Annotated in this window: 18 protein-coding genes and 1 tRNA gene; 9 read left to right on the top strand and 10 right to left on the bottom strand. The window is 57.9% G+C overall.

The window, feature by feature from the left end; all coding sequences use genetic code 11:
- Positions 1-56: 56 nt before the first annotated feature.
- Positions 57-533, bottom strand: a complete 477-nt coding sequence (locus AC0V6Q_RS00125; RefSeq protein ID WP_486166420.1) for a DUF2721 domain-containing protein — start codon at positions 531-533, stop codon at positions 57-59.
- The gene (der, locus tag AC0V6Q_RS00130; RefSeq protein ID WP_486166421.1) at positions 530-1,969 is read right to left on the bottom strand and encodes a ribosome biogenesis GTPase Der; all 1,440 of its coding nucleotides are present in this window, start codon (positions 1,967-1,969) and stop codon (positions 530-532) included. The genes AC0V6Q_RS00125 and der overlap by 4 nt, the downstream gene beginning before the upstream one ends.
- A 159-nt stretch (positions 1,970-2,128) precedes the next feature.
- Here der and AC0V6Q_RS00135 point away from each other — a divergent pair, with 159 nt between their 5' ends.
- A complete protein-coding gene (locus AC0V6Q_RS00135) occupies positions 2,129-2,737 on the top strand; it encodes a CHAP domain-containing protein (protein WP_486166422.1) in 609 nt (202 codons plus the stop codon).
- Positions 2,738-2,747: 10 nt separating this feature from the next.
- Here the strand turns inward: AC0V6Q_RS00135 and AC0V6Q_RS00140 are convergent, their stop codons facing one another.
- Positions 2,748-3,035, bottom strand: a complete 288-nt coding sequence (locus AC0V6Q_RS00140) for a DUF3297 family protein (protein WP_486166423.1) — start codon at positions 3,033-3,035, stop codon at positions 2,748-2,750.
- 137 nt (positions 3,036-3,172) lie between these two features.
- On the opposite strand from AC0V6Q_RS00140, the gene AC0V6Q_RS00145 reads away from it, so the two are divergent.
- Both AC0V6Q_RS00145 and tig read left to right on the top strand, forming a co-directional pair.
- Positions 3,173-3,257: transfer RNA gene (locus AC0V6Q_RS00145), tRNA-Leu, on the top strand.
- Positions 3,258-3,341: 84 nt separating this feature from the next.
- Positions 3,342-4,934 carry a trigger factor gene (gene tig / locus AC0V6Q_RS00150; RefSeq protein ID WP_486166424.1) on the top strand — a complete coding sequence of 531 codons (1,593 nt, stop codon included), beginning with the start codon at positions 3,342-3,344 and terminating at the stop codon, positions 4,932-4,934.
- Between the two features lie 65 nt (positions 4,935-4,999).
- On the opposite strand, the gene AC0V6Q_RS00155 is transcribed toward tig, so the two are convergent.
- Positions 5,000-6,529: an amidase gene (locus AC0V6Q_RS00155; protein WP_486166425.1), complete on the bottom strand. Its 1,530-nt coding sequence runs from the start codon at positions 6,527-6,529 to the stop codon at positions 5,000-5,002.
- A 115-nt stretch (positions 6,530-6,644) separates the two neighbouring features.
- Between AC0V6Q_RS00155 and AC0V6Q_RS00160 the strand changes: the two genes are divergently transcribed.
- From AC0V6Q_RS00160 to AC0V6Q_RS00175, 4 genes are all read left to right on the top strand, one after another.
- Entirely contained in the window at positions 6,645-7,361 is a 717-nt protein-coding gene (locus AC0V6Q_RS00160; protein WP_486166426.1) for an ATP-dependent Clp protease proteolytic subunit, read from the top strand.
- Between the two features lie 207 nt (positions 7,362-7,568).
- Positions 7,569-8,834, top strand: coding sequence for an ATP-dependent Clp protease ATP-binding subunit ClpX (gene clpX, locus AC0V6Q_RS00165; protein WP_486166427.1), 1,266 nt, complete (start codon positions 7,569-7,571; stop codon positions 8,832-8,834).
- Positions 8,835-8,852: 18 nt separating this feature from the next.
- Entirely contained in the window at positions 8,853-9,167 is a 315-nt protein-coding gene (locus AC0V6Q_RS00170; protein ID WP_486166428.1) for a hypothetical protein, read from the top strand.
- 45 nt (positions 9,168-9,212) lie between these two features.
- A complete protein-coding gene (locus tag AC0V6Q_RS00175) occupies positions 9,213-9,905 on the top strand; it encodes an aspartate/glutamate racemase family protein (RefSeq protein ID WP_486166429.1) in 693 nt (230 codons plus the stop codon).
- A 143-nt stretch (positions 9,906-10,048) separates the two neighbouring features.
- Here AC0V6Q_RS00175 and AC0V6Q_RS00180 read toward each other — a convergent pair whose 3' ends face one another.
- The 4 genes from AC0V6Q_RS00180 to mtgA form a co-directional block, all read right to left on the bottom strand.
- On the bottom strand, positions 10,049-10,618 hold the full coding sequence (locus AC0V6Q_RS00180; RefSeq protein ID WP_486166430.1) for a fasciclin domain-containing protein: 570 nt from the start codon (positions 10,616-10,618) through the stop codon (positions 10,049-10,051).
- A gap of 151 nt (positions 10,619-10,769) precedes the next feature.
- Positions 10,770-11,549, bottom strand: coding sequence for an anti-sigma factor (locus AC0V6Q_RS00185; RefSeq protein WP_486166431.1), 780 nt, complete (start codon positions 11,547-11,549; stop codon positions 10,770-10,772).
- The gene (locus tag AC0V6Q_RS00190) at positions 11,546-12,136 is read right to left on the bottom strand and encodes a sigma-70 family RNA polymerase sigma factor (protein ID WP_486166432.1); all 591 of its coding nucleotides are present in this window, start codon (positions 12,134-12,136) and stop codon (positions 11,546-11,548) included. The genes AC0V6Q_RS00185 and AC0V6Q_RS00190 overlap by 4 nt, the downstream gene beginning before the upstream one ends.
- A 178-nt stretch (positions 12,137-12,314) precedes the next feature.
- On the bottom strand, positions 12,315-12,995 hold the full coding sequence (mtgA, locus tag AC0V6Q_RS00195; protein WP_486166433.1) for a monofunctional biosynthetic peptidoglycan transglycosylase: 681 nt from the start codon (positions 12,993-12,995) through the stop codon (positions 12,315-12,317).
- A gap of 107 nt (positions 12,996-13,102) precedes the next feature.
- Between mtgA and AC0V6Q_RS00200 the strand changes: the two genes are divergently transcribed.
- Positions 13,103-14,452: a M20 metallopeptidase family protein gene (locus AC0V6Q_RS00200; protein ID WP_486166434.1), complete on the top strand. Its 1,350-nt coding sequence runs from the start codon at positions 13,103-13,105 to the stop codon at positions 14,450-14,452.
- Here the strand turns inward: AC0V6Q_RS00200 and AC0V6Q_RS00205 are convergent.
- Both AC0V6Q_RS00205 and AC0V6Q_RS00210 read right to left on the bottom strand, forming a co-directional pair.
- Positions 14,449-15,054, bottom strand: coding sequence for a sortase domain-containing protein (locus AC0V6Q_RS00205; protein WP_486166435.1), 606 nt, complete (start codon positions 15,052-15,054; stop codon positions 14,449-14,451). The two genes, AC0V6Q_RS00200 and AC0V6Q_RS00205, sit on opposite strands and share 4 nt — an antisense overlap.
- Positions 15,055-15,119: 65 nt before the next feature.
- Positions 15,120-17,435, bottom strand: coding sequence for a marine proteobacterial sortase target protein (locus AC0V6Q_RS00210; RefSeq protein WP_486166436.1), 2,316 nt, complete (start codon positions 17,433-17,435; stop codon positions 15,120-15,122).
- A 129-nt stretch (positions 17,436-17,564) separates the two neighbouring features.
- On the opposite strand from AC0V6Q_RS00210, the gene AC0V6Q_RS00215 reads away from it, so the two are divergent.
- Complete coding sequence (locus AC0V6Q_RS00215; protein ID WP_486166437.1) at positions 17,565-18,389, top strand: helix-turn-helix domain-containing protein; 825 nt, start codon at positions 17,565-17,567, stop codon at positions 18,387-18,389.
- Positions 18,390-18,466 lie beyond the last annotated feature (77 nt).

An 18,466-nucleotide genomic window follows, 5' to 3' on the forward strand; every position in this document is an offset into this window, starting at 1 on the left:
AATTTAAAAGGGGTGGAAAAGCAGTGATGCTTTTCCGCCCTTTTTGCTGTTCTCACCTACGGATGAGGGTCAGTCCTTGGCCCATCCGCTGCAAGCAGGGTTTCGCGCAGGAAATAGATAAGGCCGGTAATCAAGAGCGCGACCGTCATTACCCAAAGAACCGCGACAAGCGTGCCGATTTTGGGTTCGATATAGGCGGATACGAACAGGATCGCGATCACGAAGCTGATGACTACCGCAGCAGCGGTCGAGAATTTGATCGCCACGCGCACAAGCCTTCGACGCTTACGCAGCCACTCGATCTCGCCCGCGTGGGCCACATCGCATGAAATATTGTCGCTTTCGACCAAACGCTCGATCCTGCCCGCAATCCAGATGATGCGCGCCATCATGACATTCATGATGCTGCCGATACCCACCAAAAGAAATGCAGGCGCAAGGCTGAGCTCAACCGCGCGCAGAACACGCGGCGTGTCAGCTGTCCGCTCGAGAAATTCGCTGGCAACGCCGACAGAGAGCAGGTCGAGGATCATGATTTGCGCGTCCCGCTCGAGTAATTCCCGCCGCCTCCGCGATTGGCGTTGTAGGGGTTCTTGGCGCTTTTCAACGTGACGCGCACGGGCACTGCTTCGAAGCCGAGCTTGGAGCGGATGCCATTGACGAGATAGCGCTCATAGCTTTTTGGCAAATCATCCAGCCGCGATCCGAAGATAACGAAGCGCGGAGGGCGCGTGCCGGCCTGTGTAATGTAACGCAGCTTGATCCGGCGGCCTCCCGGCGCTGGCGGCGGGTTGGCGGCCAATGCATCGTCGAACCAGCGGTTAAGGGCGGCGGTTGGCACGCGCTTGGACCAGCTTTCGCGAAGCGTGAAAGCTGCGCCAAGCATTGTGTCGAGGCCTTTGCCGGTCTTGGCGCTGACAGAGAATACCGGCAGCCCGCGTACCTGCGCCAAGCCGTCGTACAATGCCGCCTTGATCCCGTTGAAAAGCGAGGAGGCGTCTTCGGCAATGTCCCACTTGTTGATCGCAACCATCAGGGCGCGGCCTTCTTCCAGAGCAAGGGCAGCGATTTTGAGGTCCTGATGCTCCAGACCTTGGGTTGCATCCAATAGCAGGACAACGACTTCGGCAAAATCCACCGCGCGCCGTGCATCGGCAACCGAGAGCTTCTCCAGCTTCTCTGTCACATTGCGTTTCTTGCGCATCCCTGCGGTGTCGATCAGGCGGATTTCGCGGGTAGTGCCCGAACGTTTGTCCTCCCATTCCCAATCAATCGCAATCGAATCGCGGGTTATCCCTGCCTCGGGTCCGGTGAGCAGGCGATCTTCACCCAGCAAGCGGTTGATGAGTGTCGATTTGCCCGCATTAGGCCTGCCTACAATCGCTAGCTTTAGTGGGCCCAGCGGTGCCTCTTCGCCTTCTTCGACAGGGGCGTTGGCTGCGGCCTCTGCCGCGTCTGCCTGTTCGCCAATGATGGGCCAAAGCCCGCCGAACAGGTCCGCAATGCCTTCACCGTGCTCAGCCGACACCGCGAGAGGTTCGCCAAAGCCGAGAGAGTAGGCTTCAAGAACGCCGCTTTCGCCCGATTTGCCCTCGGCCTTGTTGGCGACGAGGACAATCGGCACGTCGTGTTCGCGCAAGTACCGCGCGATCTCATTGTCGAGCGGGGTTAGCCCTGCGCGCGCATCAACCACGAACATGGCGGCATCTGCACCTTCAAGGCTGGCTTCGGTTTGTTTGCGCATGCGTCCGGGCAAAGTGAGTTCGTCCTCATCCTCCCACCCCGCCGTATCGACCACGGTGAATTGGAGGCCAGCAATTTCCGCATCGCCCAAGCGGCGGTCACGCGTCACACCTGGCTGATCATCGACAAGCGCAAGCTTCTTGCCCACGAGCCGGTTGAACAGCGTGCTTTTGCCCACATTCGGGCGTCCGATGATGATGACTGTTGGTTTTTGGGGCGTGTTCATATTGCGATTGCCTGCTTGTCTGGGCGCCAAGTGGCCGCTGAAGCGTGAATAAGCAAGCATAAGGGTGCATGGCGCCGCGCTAAAGGCAAACGTGCTAAACCCGAAATTAACCCTTATCCAAAGGCCCATATCAAGATTACCGGGCCATTAGGGGTAATTATGAATTGCCACCTCAAACCCCTTTTCGCCGCTAGCCTTGCTTTGGCAAGCACGTCCGCCGCTCTCACCCCTGCGCCAGCAATTGCGCAAAGCTCGGGCTATTTGCAATGCGTGCCCTATGCCCGCGAGCTTTCCGGTATCGAGATTTATGGCGATGCCCGCACCTGGTGGGATCAGGCCGAGGGCGAATATGCACGGGGTCGTCGCCCGCAAGAAGGGGCGGTGATGGTGTTCAAACCCCATCGCAACATGCGCCTTGGCCACGTCGCCTATGTCAGTGAAGTCGTCGATTCGCGAACAGTGCGCCTGACCCATGCCAATTGGTCAGAGATCAACGGCAAACGCGGTCAAAAAGAGTTCAACGTGCCCGCGATCGACGTATCGCCCAATAATGACTGGAGCGAGGTGCGCGTTTGGTACCATTCGATAGGGGCGCCTGGCGGCACGCATTGGCCGCTGCACGGCTTCATCTACGCCGACGGCAAACCACAGATGCAACAGGTTACCCCGCGCGTTCGCAGCCCGGTGCGCGCGCAAAGCTCAAGCGAGTTTGAAAATGCCTTTGCGAAGCTCGAGTTCGACGACGCGTTTGCGAAATTCGCCCGCTGAAAAAAGGCGTTTAGCCCTTCTTTGCGACCGGCGGGTTTTCGCCCAAATCTTCAAACCATGCCTCAACCGGACCGTTCAGCTTGATGGTAAGCGGTTGACCTTTGCGGTCGACCGTCTTGCCTGCTTGGACGCGGACCCAGCCTTCGGAGATCGAATACTCTTCGATGTCCGTGCGCACACGGTCTTTGAACTTGATGCCTACACCGCGTTGGAGCACTTCGGCATCGAACGCAGAATTGCGCGGATTGACCGAAAGGTGGTCGGGCGGAACGTCATTTGAATTTGTTTCTTCACTCATAGATTTCGCCCTTAGTCGCGTGCGCTGCACGAAACAAGCATCCTTACGCTTGCCCTTTTGGCAAGAGCGATATAGAGGCCCCCTCTGACGCGCGCGGGGAACCTTATACGGTTTGCCGCGCGGCTTCGTCTGGGCATGCGGGCGTGGCGAAATTGGTAGACGCGCCAGATTTAGGTTCTGGTATCGCAAGATGTGGGGGTTCGAGTCCCTTCGCCCGCACCACCTTCGCCCTTCTGCAGACGCTCTTTCGAACTACGAAATTCTTGCTCAAACCTATCGCTTACAGAGGCTAAAAGTAACAATCTCATGGCTATCAAGCAGACCACAAATGAAGGCCTCAAACGCGCCTATCTGATCACCATCACGGCCGCTGAAATTGCGTCCAAGATCGAAGCTGAGATCAAGAAGATCGCGCCTCAGGTCAAAATGCCGGGTTTCCGTCCGGGCAAAGTCCCCGCCAATCTTGTTAAAAAGATGCACGGCGAGCAAATCCACGGCCAGACGGTCAACGATATGATTCGCGATTCGGTCGACGGCCTTATCCGCGACGAAGATCTGCGTCCGGCAATGCAACCAGCGGTTTCGCTTGGTGACAGCTATGAAGAAGGCAAGGATGCTGAGATTACGGTTGAGCTCGAAGTGCTCCCGGTAGTCGAAACGCCTTCTACCGATGGCATCAGCCTCGAGAAACTGACCGTTCCGGTAAGCGACGAAGCGCTTGAAGAAGCGATCGCCAACATCGCCGGCTCGAACAAGAGCTATAAGGACGCGGCCAAAACCAAGAAAGCGGCAGAGGGCAACCAGCTGATCATCGACTTTGTTGGTAAGCTTGACGGCGAAGAGTTCGAAGGCGGCAAAGCCGAAGACGCAGCGCTGGTTATCGGCTCAGGCGCGTTCATCCCGGGCTTTGAAGAGCAGCTTGTGGGCGTGAAGACTGGTGATGAGAAAACCATCACTGTCACTTTCCCTGAAGAGTATCAGGCGGAAAACCTCGCCGGTAAAGAAGCGACCTTCGACATTACAGTTAAGGCCGTGAAGGTCGAAACCGAGACCAAGATCGACGACGAGTTTGCCAAAAACCTGGGCCTCGACAGCCTCGAGAAGCTGCAAGAGATCATGAAGGGTCAACTTGAACAGCAGACCGCTGGCCTCACCCGCACACAGATGAAGCGTCAACTGCTCGATCAACTGGCTGCTGGTCACGATTTCGAAGTGCCTTCGCAAATGGTCGAAGCTGAGTTCGAACAGATCTGGGCTCAGCTTCAGCAGGAAGCGGCTAAGGAAGAAGATCCAGAAGCAGCGATCAAAGAGATCGAAGCTGAAAAGGATGACTACAAGACCATCGCTGAACGCCGCGTGCGTTTGGGCCTGCTCCTTTCCGAAATCGGTCAGGCAAACGGCGTCGAAGTCACTCAGCAAGAGATGCAAATGCTGATCCAGCAAGCAGCGCAGCAATATCGCGAAGAAGATCGCGAGCGCTTCATGCAGTACATTCAGCAAGAGCCGATGGCAGCAGCTCAACTGCGCGCACCGCTTTACGAAGATAAGGTCGTCGACTTCCTGTTCGAGAAGGCTGAAGTCACCGAGCGCGAAGTGACCCTCGAAGAACTGCAAGCGGCTATCGAAGCGGATGAAGAGGCCGAGGCTGAAAAAGTCAAAGCTGCTCCGAAGAAGAAAGCTCCTGCCAAGAAAGCGGCTGCGAAAAAGGCACCAGCCAAGAAGGCAGCGGCTAAGGATACGGGCGACAAGCCTGCGGCCAAAAAGGCTCCGGCCAAGAAAGCTCCGGCTAAAAAGCCCGCAGCCAAGACTGCTGAAAAGAAGCCAGCTGCGAAAAAGGCTCCAGCCAAGAAAGCGCCAGCCAAGAAAGCTCCGGCGAAAAAGCCAGCTGCCAAGAAGTAATCTTGCAGAGCCAAGGCTAGAAATTCGAAGCCCCGCCTGGATGATCCAGGCGGGGCTTTTTCGTTTTAGCCTTCGGGTGACCAGCGCTTGAAGCTTGGCGTCGGCAATTCAGCGCTTCGGGCACGCTCGTAAGCTGCGCCGACCTTGAGCACTTCATGGTCGGCCCATTTCGCACCAAAGAAGCTGATCCCGACCGGTAGACTCTCCACATGTCCCATCGGAACGGTGAGGTGCGGATAGCCTGCGATGGCCGCGGGTGAACCAAAGCCGATAGAGCCGTTAAACTGATCGCCCAGCACAAGGTCGCTCATCCACGCTGGCCCTCGCGTTGGGGCGACTAGGAAGGCGACGTCGTGCTTGGCAAGCAGCATATCGAGTGTTTCCTCGCCAGCGATCCGCACCGCAGTCTCGCGCGCTTTTTCATAGGCTTCGCGGTCGGTTGTCATTTCAGCAGCCTGAAAAAGGCCCTGATCGAACCAGCGCATTTCTATGTCGGCATTGGCCTCGTTGAAGGCGATCAGGTCGGCCAATGAGCGCGGCGCGATATCGCTATCGGTTTCGCCTGCGCCGCCTCCAATCGCTGGAATGCTCTCGAGATATTTGCCCATCTCCTCGCGCAGCTCGAACAAAAGGACGGTGAAGCTGTTACCGTACATCTCGGTGTTCACTTCGTGCTCGATATCCACGAGCACCGCGCCTGCGCGTTCAAGGTCGGCAAGGGCGGTGCCGAACACGTCTTCGACCTGATCGTTGTCCCCGATCTGACCCCGCATGACGCCAATGCGCACACCGTCCAGAGAATAATCGCTGAGGCCCGCAGTGTAATCCGGCACCCGAACCGCGTCCAAAGTCACGCTGTCGGCGGGGTCTTCACCCGCAATGGCGGTGAGCAGCAAAGCGGCATCATACACCGTCTTCGTCATGGGGCCGGCTGTGTCCTGCGTGCTGGAAATCGGCACCACATGGGTGCGGCTGACGATCCCTACGCTGGGCTTGAACCCGACAACGCCGTTGATGCTGGCGGGGCAAGTGATCGAGCCATTGGTCTCGGTCCCGATCGCTCCCCAGGCAAAACCTGCCGCCACCGCTGACCCGCTGCCTGAGGATGAGCCGCAGGAATTGCGGTCAATCGCATGGGGGTTACGGGTAAGTCCGCCCACAGCGCTCCACCCGCTGGTCGAATTGTTGCTGCGGATATTCGCCCATTCTGACAGGTTCGCCTTACCCAGAACCACACCGCCCGCCGCGCGCATATTAGCAATCAGGGGCGCATCGCGGCGGGTGAAGTTGTTTTTGAGCGCAAGGCTTCCCGCAGTTGTCGCAAATTCCTCTGTCTCGATATTGTCTTTCACCAACACCGTTCGCCCACGCAAAATGCCCACGTCGGACATCTCGCGTGCTTTGAAACCGGCGGTGTAGGAATAGGTAATGACCGCATTGAGGCCGTCGTCGCCGTCATCATACTGCTTGATGCGTTCAACCTGCTCGCCCACGGCGGCAACCGCATCATAATCGGCAGGTTTCTCCTCAGCGCTAAGACCTACAGGGCCGAGCGCGATCGACATCGCGAGAAGCGAAACAAGTGGTTTTTTCATAAGAGGGAACCTCGCACTTTTCGCTCTTTTGCCCAAGAGCAAAGTTAACGCCCTTGAACATTGCGCGCGTCCGCCCGACATAGGGCGTCAACGTTTTGGATGAGGAAATATCTCGATGATCGATCTGTTCGGCAATTCTGGCGAAACTTTCGGCGCTCAAGGGCAGTTTGGGCAAGATCCTGTGACCGGTGCTTTGGTGCCAACCGTGGTCGAGCAATCAAGCCGTGGTGAGCGCGCGTTCGACATCTTTTCGCGCCTGCTTCGCGAGCGGATCGTTTTTGTGACGGGCCAGGTAGAAGACAATATGGCTTCGCTTATCGTTGCGCAGCTGCTCTTCCTCGAAAGCGAAAATCCATCGAAGCCGATCAGCATGTATATCAACTCACCCGGCGGCGTTGTGACCGCTGGCATGGCGATCCATGACACGATGCAGTACATCAAGCCGCGCGTTTCGACCGTGTGTATCGGTCAGGCCGCATCCATGGGCTCTTTCCTGCTTGCAGCCGGTGAGCCGGGCATGCGCGTCGCGCTGCCAAACGCGCGGATCATGGTGCACCAGCCTTCGGGCGGTGCGCGCGGTATGGCATCGGATATTGAAATTCAGGCCCGCGAAATCCTGCGCATCCGCACGCGCCTCAACGACCTTTATGTGAAATACACCGGTCAAAGCCTCGACGACATCGAAGAGGCGATGGACCGTGACACCTTCCTTGAAGCGAAAGAAGCCAAGGAATTCGGCCTTGTCGATAAAGTCTTCGAAACCCGTCCGGAGTCAGGAGACGAGGCCGGTGAGGGCTCTGACGAGAAGGGTTCAGGCGGCGCACCTGAATAAGCGGTAACGCTAAGTCGGCCCTGCGCCCCAATCCGGTACGCAGGGCTGCTTTGCTTAATCCCATGTGCACGATTTGCGCGTATTTATCGGCACTGCGGACCAAAAATGCTGAGCCATGTGTTGATTCATATGGGTAGCTAGATACACTTGCCGAATCCGTTGGTACGTCTTTGGTTAAGGCGAATGCGGATTCGAGGAACATTAGGAATGACCAAATTGAGCGGATCTGACAGCAAAAGTACCCTGTATTGCAGCTTCTGCGGGAAGTCGCAGCATGAGGTGCGCAAGCTTATCGCTGGCCCCACGGTCTTCATTTGCGATGAGTGCGTTGAACTGTGCAACGACATCATCCGCGAAGAAACCAAGGCGGGCATTGCTGGCAAGAAAGAGGGCGAGGTTCCAACTCCGTCCGAAATCTTCGCAACGCTGAACGATTATGTGATTGGTCAGAAATCGGCCAAGCGTAACCTCTCGGTGGCGGTCCATAACCACTACAAGCGCTTGAAGCACTCCGGCAAAGCGGGCGAAGTGGAACTGGCGAAATCCAACATTCTGCTCGTCGGTCCGACCGGCACGGGTAAAACGCTGCTTGCGCAAACGCTGGCGCGCACGTTCGACGTGCCATTCACCATGGCTGATGCGACCACCCTTACCGAAGCGGGTTATGTGGGCGAAGATGTCGAGAACATCATCCTCAAACTGCTTCAGGCGTCCGACTATAACGTCGAAAAGGCGCAGCACGGCATCGTCTACATCGATGAAATCGACAAAATTACCCGTAAGGCCGAAAACCCCTCGATCACTCGCGATGTGTCGGGTGAGGGCGTGCAGCAGGCTTTGCTGAAACTGATGGAAGGCACCACTGCCAGCGTGCCTCCGCAAGGCGGTCGTAAGCACCCGCAGCAGGAATTCCTGCAAGTGGACACGACCAATATCCTGTTCATCTGCGGCGGCGCCTTTGCAGGCCTCGACAAGATTATCGCTGACCGTTTGCAGAAACGCTCAATCGGCTTTGGCGCGCATGTCGCTGATCCGGAAAAGCGCCGCATTGGCGAGCTTCTGGAAAAGAGCGAGCCTGAGGATCTGCTGAAATTCGGCCTGATCCCCGAATTTGTCGGCCGTCTGCCTGTGATCGCAACGCTGCACGATCTGGATGTCGATGCGCTGGTGACGATCCTTCAGGAGCCGAAAAACGCTCTGGTGAAGCAGTATAAGAAGCTCTTCGAACTCGAAGATGTGGAACTGACCTTCACCGACGAGGCTCTTCAAGCCATCGCTGAACGCGCGATCAAGCGTAAGACCGGCGCTCGCGGTCTTCGTTCAATCGTGGAGGGCATTTTGCTCGATACGATGTTCGACTTGCCAGACATGGAAGGCGTCACCGAGATTGTGATCGACGAGGACGTCGTAGGCGGCAAGAAAGACCCCGTCCGCGTACACGGTAGCGACGAGGCAAAGGAAGAGGCGGCTTAATCGCGACCTCTCCCGGCTGTGGCTGAGCAAGAATTCTTCACCGCCGCAGTTTTTGCATTCATCGGCTGGTTTGTGGCGTGCGCTCTTGCGGTGCTGCGCGCAAACTCCCTGTCGCAGCAAAGCTCGAAGACGGTGTGCTGGATCGTCCCGTTCCTCGGTCTGATCCTGATTGCCTATCTCGTTTTCGATGGCCTCTACGGTCCGGCTGGTGGATACCGGTATTTTGCTATGAGCCTGATCGCGGCTGTTTTTTGGGTATTGTGCTTCATTTTGCCGGCAGTGCAGCTTCTGTTTGGTTACTTTGCAAAGGTGATGGATCAGAGCGATGGGTAACTGCCGCATTACCCCCGCGAACGTCAGGAAATAGGACCCGATAGCTTGCGCACCATAGGCATCATTGGCGGAATGAGCTGGGAAAGCTCGGCGCAATATTACCGCCAAATCAATCGCGCAGTGCGTGATAGGCTGGGCGCGCCGCATTCTGCCAAAATCCTGATGGACAGCCTGGACTTTGGCCCCATCGCCGAAGCGCAAGGCGCAGGCGATTGGGGAGAGCTCGCTCAGCTTCTGGTCTCAAGTGCAGAGAATCTGGAAGCGGGCGGGGCGGATTGCGTGCTGCTTGCCACCAATACCATGCACAAGCTTGCAGACGAGATCGAAGAGGCGACAAGCCTTCCGTTGATCCATATCGCGGACACGGTAGCAGATGTCGTGTGCGAGGCCGGGATCACCAGAGTAGCGCTGCTGGGTACAGCTTTCACGATGGAAGAGCCCTTCTACCGCGAGCGGCTTGAAGAGCACCACGGCCTTGATGTCATTGTGCCAGAGGCCGAGGACCGCGCCGAAGTTCACCGTGTAATCTATGAAGAGCTGATCGCAGGCCAGATGCTTGAGGAATCGCGCGAGGCTTACCGCGACATAATCACGAGGCTTGTGAGTGAGGGCGCTGGCGGCGTTATCCTCGGCTGCACCGAAATCGGCCTTCTGATCGACCAGTCTGACAGTTCAGTGCCTTTGTTCGATACGACGCAGCTCCATGCAAAAGCTGCGGTGGAATTCGCCCTCTCCTAAGACGCTAAGTGCGTAGTCAAAAAGAAACCCCGCCTGGCTCGGGAACGGTGAGCCAGGCGGGGCAGTTGCTAGCGCCTCTTCTGCTTTGGGAGGGGGGAATAGCGAAGTGGCGCTTGCGGGTGTTGCGGGGTTGTTACGGGGGTTTAGGCTGGCAGGAAAACGCCATCCGTCACGTGGATGATGCCGTTCGAGGTTTGCACATTCGCAGTTGTGACAGCGGTCGCGCGGCCCTTTGCATCGGTGATGATGATGTTGTCGCCTGAAAGACGCGCAGTGAGCTTCTGACCGGCAAGCGTATCGATGGTCGCTTCGCCGCCGTGCTTGTTGATGAGCTTTACCAGATCATCGGATGTGACCGACCCTGACACTGCGTGATAGACGAGGACGTTGGTCAGCTGGCCCTTATTCTCCGGACGCAGCAGCGTGGTGACGGTGCCTGCGGGAAGCTTGGCAAATGCGGTGTCGGTTGGCGCGAACACTGTGAAGGGGCCGGGGTTGGACAAAGTGCCAGCCAGTTCAGCAGCAGTCACGGCAGCGACAAGCGTGTTGTGGACACCAGTGCTTTGCGCGGTCTGTACGATGTTGGGCGCTTCGACGGCGGCCTGCTTGTGGTGGTGGGCGGCAAGCGGTGTTGTGCTTACTGCAACAAGACCGGTGGTTGCAGCCACCGCAGCAAGAGCGGCAGCACGGAAGGCATTGAAATTCTTGGACATAGGGGATCTCCAGTTAGTGCAAGCCCTCCCAGTCTTGCATTGAAAATTACGCAAGCCTTTCGCTAGCGGATGCAATGCAGATCAACTTTTTTCCAAAATTTCACAAAAACACTGAATTCTGAAGGTTTTTTAGTCTCTTAGGAGATGCCAATCAGACTTTAGAGAATGCACCTTCGGCAACAACCGGCCCTGCATCTTCGTCTTCAGGCTTCCCGCCAATAGGCTCGCGCGTGAGGACAAGGTTGGCCCCGTCGCCCATATTGGCCGTGATTTCGCGGGTAAGCTCTTGAGAAAGCACTTCGCCCGGCTTCACAACGCCCAATGATTGCAATGCGCTGCCATCAGACGGGACAAGCCACAATTCGTGATCGTGGACGCCGTCAGGGGTGAGGCCAATGGCTCCGACCAGAAGACGTTCGCTTTCAGGGATATATGTGACGTCCAACCGAAGGCCGGTGTCGCCAATTGGCACCTGGGCGACCAAAGGACCGCTTGCAGCCAAAATCACCCCGTCTTGGGATGGGGCGATAGAACCGGGCTCGCTGCCCGGGGAGAAAAGCATAAGCGCAAGCATCACAGCGGCGGCAGCCGAGGTGAGACCTGCGACCCACTGCCAGCGCCTCAGGCGGGCTGTAAGGTCGACGACATTCGAGCCGTCAGTATCCCCTGAGGTTTCGCCGCGAGACGCATTAATCTCTGCGCTAATTCGCGCCCAGACAGCATCGCTTGGCTGTGCGCCCGCAACCTCGTCAGTCCACGGGACAAACCAGTTGTCCCACCATTCCTTGCGTGCGGCGTATTCGGGATCGGTCGCAAGTTTTCCACGCGAGGCAAGCAATTCCTCACCTTCAAGAAGGCCAAGCGCATGCTCGGCCGCCTTCATCGCGTCATCGCGTTCCGCTTCGTTGAAAGGCGTCTTGTCCGCGCTCATGTCGCCTCACTCGCTTCCAGGCAGGCGCGCAGTTTTTGCAAACCGCGGCGGATCCAGCTTTTCATCGTGCCAAGAGGGACATCGGCGCGTGTGGCAAGTTCTGCATAGGTGAAGCCATCGAAGAATGCGCTTCGGATGTGATCACGGGTGCGTTCATCAAGCCCTTGAATACATTTATGTATTTGCGCGGATTGTTCAGCATCGACCATCAAGGCATCAGCCAAAGGATTGTTGTCGGGAAGCGGCAACGCCTCTTCGACCGGAACAGCGCCGCCGCGCACCTTGCCAGTGCGCAGACGATCGATCGCCCGGTTGCGCGCAAAGGTCGCGAGCCACGAAATCGGGCTCGCTCTCTCCGGGTCGTACCGGTCGGCTTTTTGCCAAAGATTGATGTAAACGTCTTGCAATGCGTCTTCTGCTTCTTTTGTATCACCCAATATACGCAGGCAGATTCCAAATAGCTTCACACGCGTGGCCTGATAAATTTCCTCAAGAGCAGCACTGTCGCCGTCTGCCAGGCGCGCCATCGCGGCCTTGAGGCGCTCGCGCGCAGCATTTGCCGCCAGATCAGAGCGACCGTCAGCCATCAGATCATGCGCTCCACGTCCACCATGACGGTGGCCGGCTGAAGGCTGGATTCTGACAAAATGGGCTTACATCGCACGGTGTAATTCTTCCTCACTGATCGTCCCTTGAGCACCGGGATCAAGCTAGGTCAATCCTTGCATCATATGCAATGGGGACGAGTCGAAGGTCAAAAAGTTCCTAATTGTAGATACATGCAGCAAGACCGCCTTGTTTCACGTCGGCGATGCTGCGTTCGATCCTGTTGCCGTGCCGGGCAAGCCATCCGCTTGGGTTTATGACCGCACGTTCTTTGGGCAGAGGAAGGGCGACCGCCATGCGGCTCGCTTCGTCAGGTGAAAGCCGCGCTGCGGAATGGCCGAAGTAACGCTGCGCGCCTGCTTCTGCACCGTAAGTGCCAATCCCTGTTTCAGCGACATTGAGGTACACTTCCATGATGCGCTCTTTGCCCCAGACGGCCTCGATCCAGAAGGTAAACCACGCCTCCAGACCTTTGCGAAAATAGCCGCCGCCTTGCCACAGAAACACGTTTTTGGCCGTTTGCTGGCTGATGGTCGAACCGCCTCTGATCCGGCCACCCTTGGCGTTTTCCAGAGCCGCCTTGCCGATGGCTTCCGCGTCGAAACCCCAATGTTCGCAGAACTTTGCATCTTCAGAGGCGATCACCGCATAGGCAAGGTTGGGATCGATATTCTCGAGCGATTCCCAATCCTTGGTGATGGAGTTTTCGTCCATGACCATTGTCGCCGTGATCGGGACGGGGATCCACTTGAATGCAATGACCAGCAACAGGGTCACCCCCACAAACCAGAGGATTGCCTTGGCCAGAATCCGTAAGGTGAAAGTAGCAATGCGCTTCATCGTGAAAACGCATTTAGGGTGCCGCTGTGCAAGGTGCAATTGCGCTTGGACCTTGCGCGCAGGAAACGGGCGTGCTTTCTGCTGAAAAACTTCGCAGGAGAGCAGACATGAACCTATTCCGCACCGCCGCAGCAGCCGTTGCACTCTCGTTTGCAAGCACGCCTGTGATTGCTCTGGCGGATGATCATATGGTGGATCATGCCGCTATCAAAGCCGCGGTCGAGGCGGATTATGACAATTACCTCGCGCCCCTTTTCGTGCACTTCCATGAAAACCCCGAGCTGTCCTTCCTCGAGAACGAGACGGCTGCGCGCATGGCACAAGAGCTGCGTCAGGCGGGCGTAGAGGTGACAGAAGGCGTCGGTGGTACGGGCGTTGTCGGTATGCTGGAAAATGGAGAGGGGCCGCTGATCCTGATCCGGGCTGATATGGACGGGCTGCCTGTGCTTGAGAAATCGGGCCTCGACTATGCCTCGACTGCGACGCAAGTTGGGCAGGACGGTAAAGAGTATCCCGTCATGCATGCCTGCGGACACGACGTGCATATCACATCACTTGTCGGGACCGCGCGCAAGCTGGTTGAGATGAAAGACAGTTGGTCGGGCACGATCATGTTCATCGTCCAGCCAGCAGAAGAGCGTGTTGGCGGCGCGAAGGCAATGCTGGCTGACGGCCTTTACGAACGCTTCGGCACGCCTGACTATGCGCTCGCCTTCCACGTTGCCTCGGTTCTCCCGACGGGCAAGGTATCGGCGGCGGAAGGCATCCAATATTCGAGCGCGGACAGCGTGGACATCAAGGTGCCTGGAATCGGCGCACACGGGGCAAGCCCGCATGCTGGGCGCGATCCGGTCTATATTGCCTCGCAAATCGTGACCGGTCTGCAATCTATCGTCAGCCGCGAAGTCCAGCCGCTTCAGCCTGCTGTTATCACCGTGGGCTCGTTCCACTCAGGGTCCAAGCACAACATCATTTCTGATCTGGCCGAATTGCAGCTGACCGTTCGGGCCAATGATGAGAAAGTGCGCGCGCAGCTGTTGGAAAGCATCAAGCGGATCGCGGTCAACACAGGCAAGGCGCACGGCCTTCCCGACGATATGCCGGTCGAAGTGGTGGTGAGCGAAGGCACGCCTGTGACCTATAATGACGTGGATCTGGCAAAGCGTTTGAACGGCGTCATGCGTCGCGACCTTGGTGAAGAGACTTTCCAGGAATTTCGTCAACAAGGCATGGGCGCCGAAGATTTCTCATACTTCGTAGCCGAAGACATGGGCGTGCCCGGATATTATTTTGCGGTTGGCGGAACGCCTCAGGAAGCGTTTGACGCGGCCGACAATGGCGGGCCTGCGGTGCCAAGTCACCACTCTCCCCTGTTCAAAGTCACCCCGCGTCCAAGCGTCACTTTGGGCACGCGCGCGATGATTGCAGCGGTGCTTGATCTCGCGCCTGCAAACTAGGGATCAGTAACCAAGTCAGCCTCTACCAGCTCAGCCCCTACCAACTCAGCCCAAGCCACCCGGCGTAAGGGTCCAGGTGTGCTTGAGTCGAAGGGGTAGCATGTGGTGAGCGCCAAGAGGCCGCCATCACCGATGCTGTGTCCATCATGCGGATGGGCAAATTCGTCCCAGCGCACCGTTTCCAGACGGGTGATGCGATAGGCTACGCGCGTCCCGTCCAGCCGCTCCATCTCCACCAGATCACCCGGCACCAAATTCTGGACGAACTCAAAATGCGTATCCCTGTGCGCAGCCAGGATCGTAAGTGCGCGCGCCGGATCATCGACCAAAGCCGTCGGCCCAAACGCCATCGCCTCGCCTGACCCGCCTGAAAGCACCACTTCGCTTTGTCCAAGTCGAGGCACGCTGATGCGGGCAATGGGGGCCGTGTCGGCCCAGCTCCACGGTTTGACCGGACGGCCGCTTTCGACGCTGGCGTTAAATGCGCGGGTAAGCATGACCTGTGCAACTTCGGCCTTTACCGGAATGTAAAGTGCCTTCGCGGTCACCGCAGCGCCGCTCAAAAGCAGGCTCGCGATGACCCACAAGGGAAGAGCGCGCATGAATGCTCCTTTCTGATCTGCGCGCTCTCCGGTTTGGTCGGGATATCGGGCGGAAACGGTCAGCATCATTGGGCCGCCAGCTGGAGGCCGTGGCCACCCGTCCGATTGCTACCTGTCCGATAGGCAAACCGTTCCCGCCTCCACCACACCGCGCCAGCCATCCCTGAGAGCAGCAAGGTCAGGCCAATCGCGAGGGTGAGCTGATATCCGGTTAAGGTGTTGGGCAGTTGCAACAGTTGGCGTTCTTCCAAATCGCGCGTGGGCACATCCCGCGAGGCTCCTGAAAGCTGCGCACCGAACAGATGGTCAAAGTCCCAACCCGCAGGTAGCAGAAGCGGAAGCTCTTCACGCATCAACCGGGCACCGTCCGGACGGCTGGGCGTTTCGTCGACCGCGATGAGGCTGGTGCGGCTGGTAACAAGGTGAAAGTCCATCCCCAGCTCCTCGATCGAGGCATCGGCCCGCTCATAGGATGTTTCGCCCGAGTACCGTTCCGCCTCGACCTCGGCGATCCGGCGACGCGCCCAAAGTTTGGCGACAACATCACTTTCGCTCGCCTCGGAAAGGTCGATTTGCTGGCTCCACGGCTTGCCCGCAATCGTGCCGCTAACGGTGAGAGTGCCTGTAAGGTTCTTTGTCCGGCCCAGCAGGACGAGCGGCTCGCCTGCATAAAGGTCAGGCAGATCGCGCGGTGCAATATCAAGATTGCCGCCTGACACACTCGCGGTCAGATTGGTCGCAATCGGCTTGCTCAAGCGGTCGAGCAAGCGCTGCATTTGCGGCTCTGCCTCATCGCCATATCCCACGTTGGTGAAGGTTCCGCGCCCCGCTTCGGCCATGCGGCTCATAAGGTAGTTGTTGGGAGCAGACCCTATGCCAACCATGAACACACGGCTGCGACCGCGGTTTTGGGCGATCTCGCGCATCATATCTGTCTCGTTCGAGAGCGAACCGTCGGTGAGGAAGATGATCTGGCGAAGGGATCTGCCCGATGCAGTGCTTTCCACAGCGCATTCGGCGGCTTGCACCACGTCGCGGGTCCGGCACTCATCCAGGGCTGCGCGTAGAGCAGGAAGCATTTCCGTGCCGCCATCAGCCTCCAGCCCGTGGGTGAAGCTCTTGCCGATTGCGATGTTTTCATCCGTGGCCGGAACCGCTCCAACGAATAGCTCGTCCATCGTGTGGTCGAACCGAATGATGTTGAACCGGTCCTGCGGGCGCAGTGTTTCAAGCGCGTAGAGCAGGCTGCGGCGGGCAGCTGGCATGGAGTCCCCTGCCATGGAACCCGAATTGTCGATCACGAAGATCATTTCGCGCGGGGGCACCACGGCGTCCGTGGGTTCACTGCTGGGCGGGGTAATAGTTGCCATCACATAGTCGAGCGTGCCGTGGGACTGCTTAAACAGACCAAGCTGCGGCGCTGTATCGCCCGCGCTCCAACGCAGTTCGAAATCGCGGTTGGCAGGGACCGCCCCGTCTTTGAGAGTAATTGTGCGTTTCTCTCCTTCGCCGGCGACTTTGACCGCGTGGTAGGGGCTGGAGATCGCCTCGGCCGTAAAACCGGGATCAAGGTTCACCGTGATCGAGACCGGGTTCAATCCACCTCCAGCTTTCGCAACCATATCGGGATGAGCGGTGGGCGCGAGGATATCGCTGGAACCTGCAAGAAGCGCTGCTCTGGTGAGCGAGCCGCCCGCATTGGCGGTGCCAGCCACATAGCGCGGGCCCACCACCAGCGGCATTCTCAGTGAATAATCGCCCTTGATCTGCTGGATCGGCGCCTGAAATTCGATCTGGACGAGAACAGTCTCGCCCGGCCCGACATTGGCAATCGAATTGCGGAACATATTGGGGCGGTGCTGTTCGACAAGGCCAGCCTTCTGGCCATTGGCCTTGGCTTCCTCGTAAATCTGCTTTGCCTCTTCCTTGGGCTTGATCTTGCCAGAGAAGATCCGGTCGCCGACCACCATTTGAAGCGTATCAACCGCGCCATTTTCGGGCAGGGGATAAAGGTAGGTCGCCTCCATCCAATCCTCGGAGGTGTTTCGGAAGGCCTGTGTCACCGTAACGCGCGCAGTCTGGCCAGAGACATCGGCGACAATATCTGTGCCAAGCCGCACGGCCGGAACGCTGCTTGCAACACCCTTTTCACCGGACGAACGCAGCATCAAGCCGCCATCCGAAGAGGTGGGAGTGTAATTGACGCGTTCAGCTTGCGGCGAGGTTGGCGAAGGCATGATGCCCGCATTGGAATTGGCAGCGGGCCCAGCCACCGCCCGTGAACTTAAAGAAATCGCGGTAACCGCAAAAAGGGCGAGCACCCCCAAAACACCCATCACAATCAGTGCATCTCGGTTCGGAAAAACCGCAATTCGTCGCATGTCAGCCTCCATTCATCGTTGAGTCGTATCTCAGTAGCGACGAATTGAGCCGCACTGCCACGGCCAATTCCAGCCAATATCCGCCGCTTTGGCGCACAGTTGGGAGGCTTGAGGCAGAGTTTTACGCAAATGTGCGGATATGTCCGGCAATTGAGAGGCAAAGAGGATGAAGGGGAGGATGCGATGGGCTATGAGTTTGTGAGCGGAGGGATGATGAGCGATTTCGATGATGCAAGTGTGGCAGCGCGGCTTCGCGAAGAGATCGCGAGGCAAAGGCTGTCACGCGCCGGTTTGGCGCAGGCAGCAAAGCTCTCTGTGTCGACGCTGGAAAAGGCATTGTCTGGTCGCCGCCGCTTTACCCTCGCGACGATTGTACGCCTGGAAGAGGCTCTGGGCGCGTCTCTGCGGGGGAGTTTGGCCACAGAACCTGCCGTTTCGCCGCCTGCGTCCATGCACGCGCCGGAGCACATGGGTTCTTACTCGCGTCCTGCTGTCCGCTGGATCGAAGGCGAATACCTTACCTTGCGCGCAAGCTTTGGCGAGGACGGCGCGGTCTATGCCTACCGCACGGTCATCCTCTGGGATGATGCGAAGGGTCACCTTGTCTTCTCGGAAAGTGACCGGCTGGATACAGAGTTCGAGCAGGGCGGCTTTGTCTCCATGCCCCACCTGTCGGGCCACACCTATCTAATGACTTCTGAAGAGGGTCAGTACCGAATGATCATGCTGGGCCGGGCAACGCGCGAGGCGCGCATGTTTGGTCTGCTCTCCACCTTGCAAGTGGGGCAGGGTTCGCAATTGGTGCCCGTGTCGTGTCCAGTGGCGTTTGTGCCGTTGGAACAGATCGCAGAGCCGGTTTTCGGCTTTGTAGGAGAGGATGCGGCGAAGTTCGCCGAATACCGCGCCGTGCTCAACACCGCGATGGGCGATGACTTTTGCCGGCTGAGGAAATGAGCCACCGATGATTGTCGTCCTCGAAGGGATTAGCGCTGCTGGAAAGACGACATATGCTCAAGGTTTCGGCGATGGCC

It is taken from the genome of Erythrobacter sp. S227 (assembly GCF_057364925.1).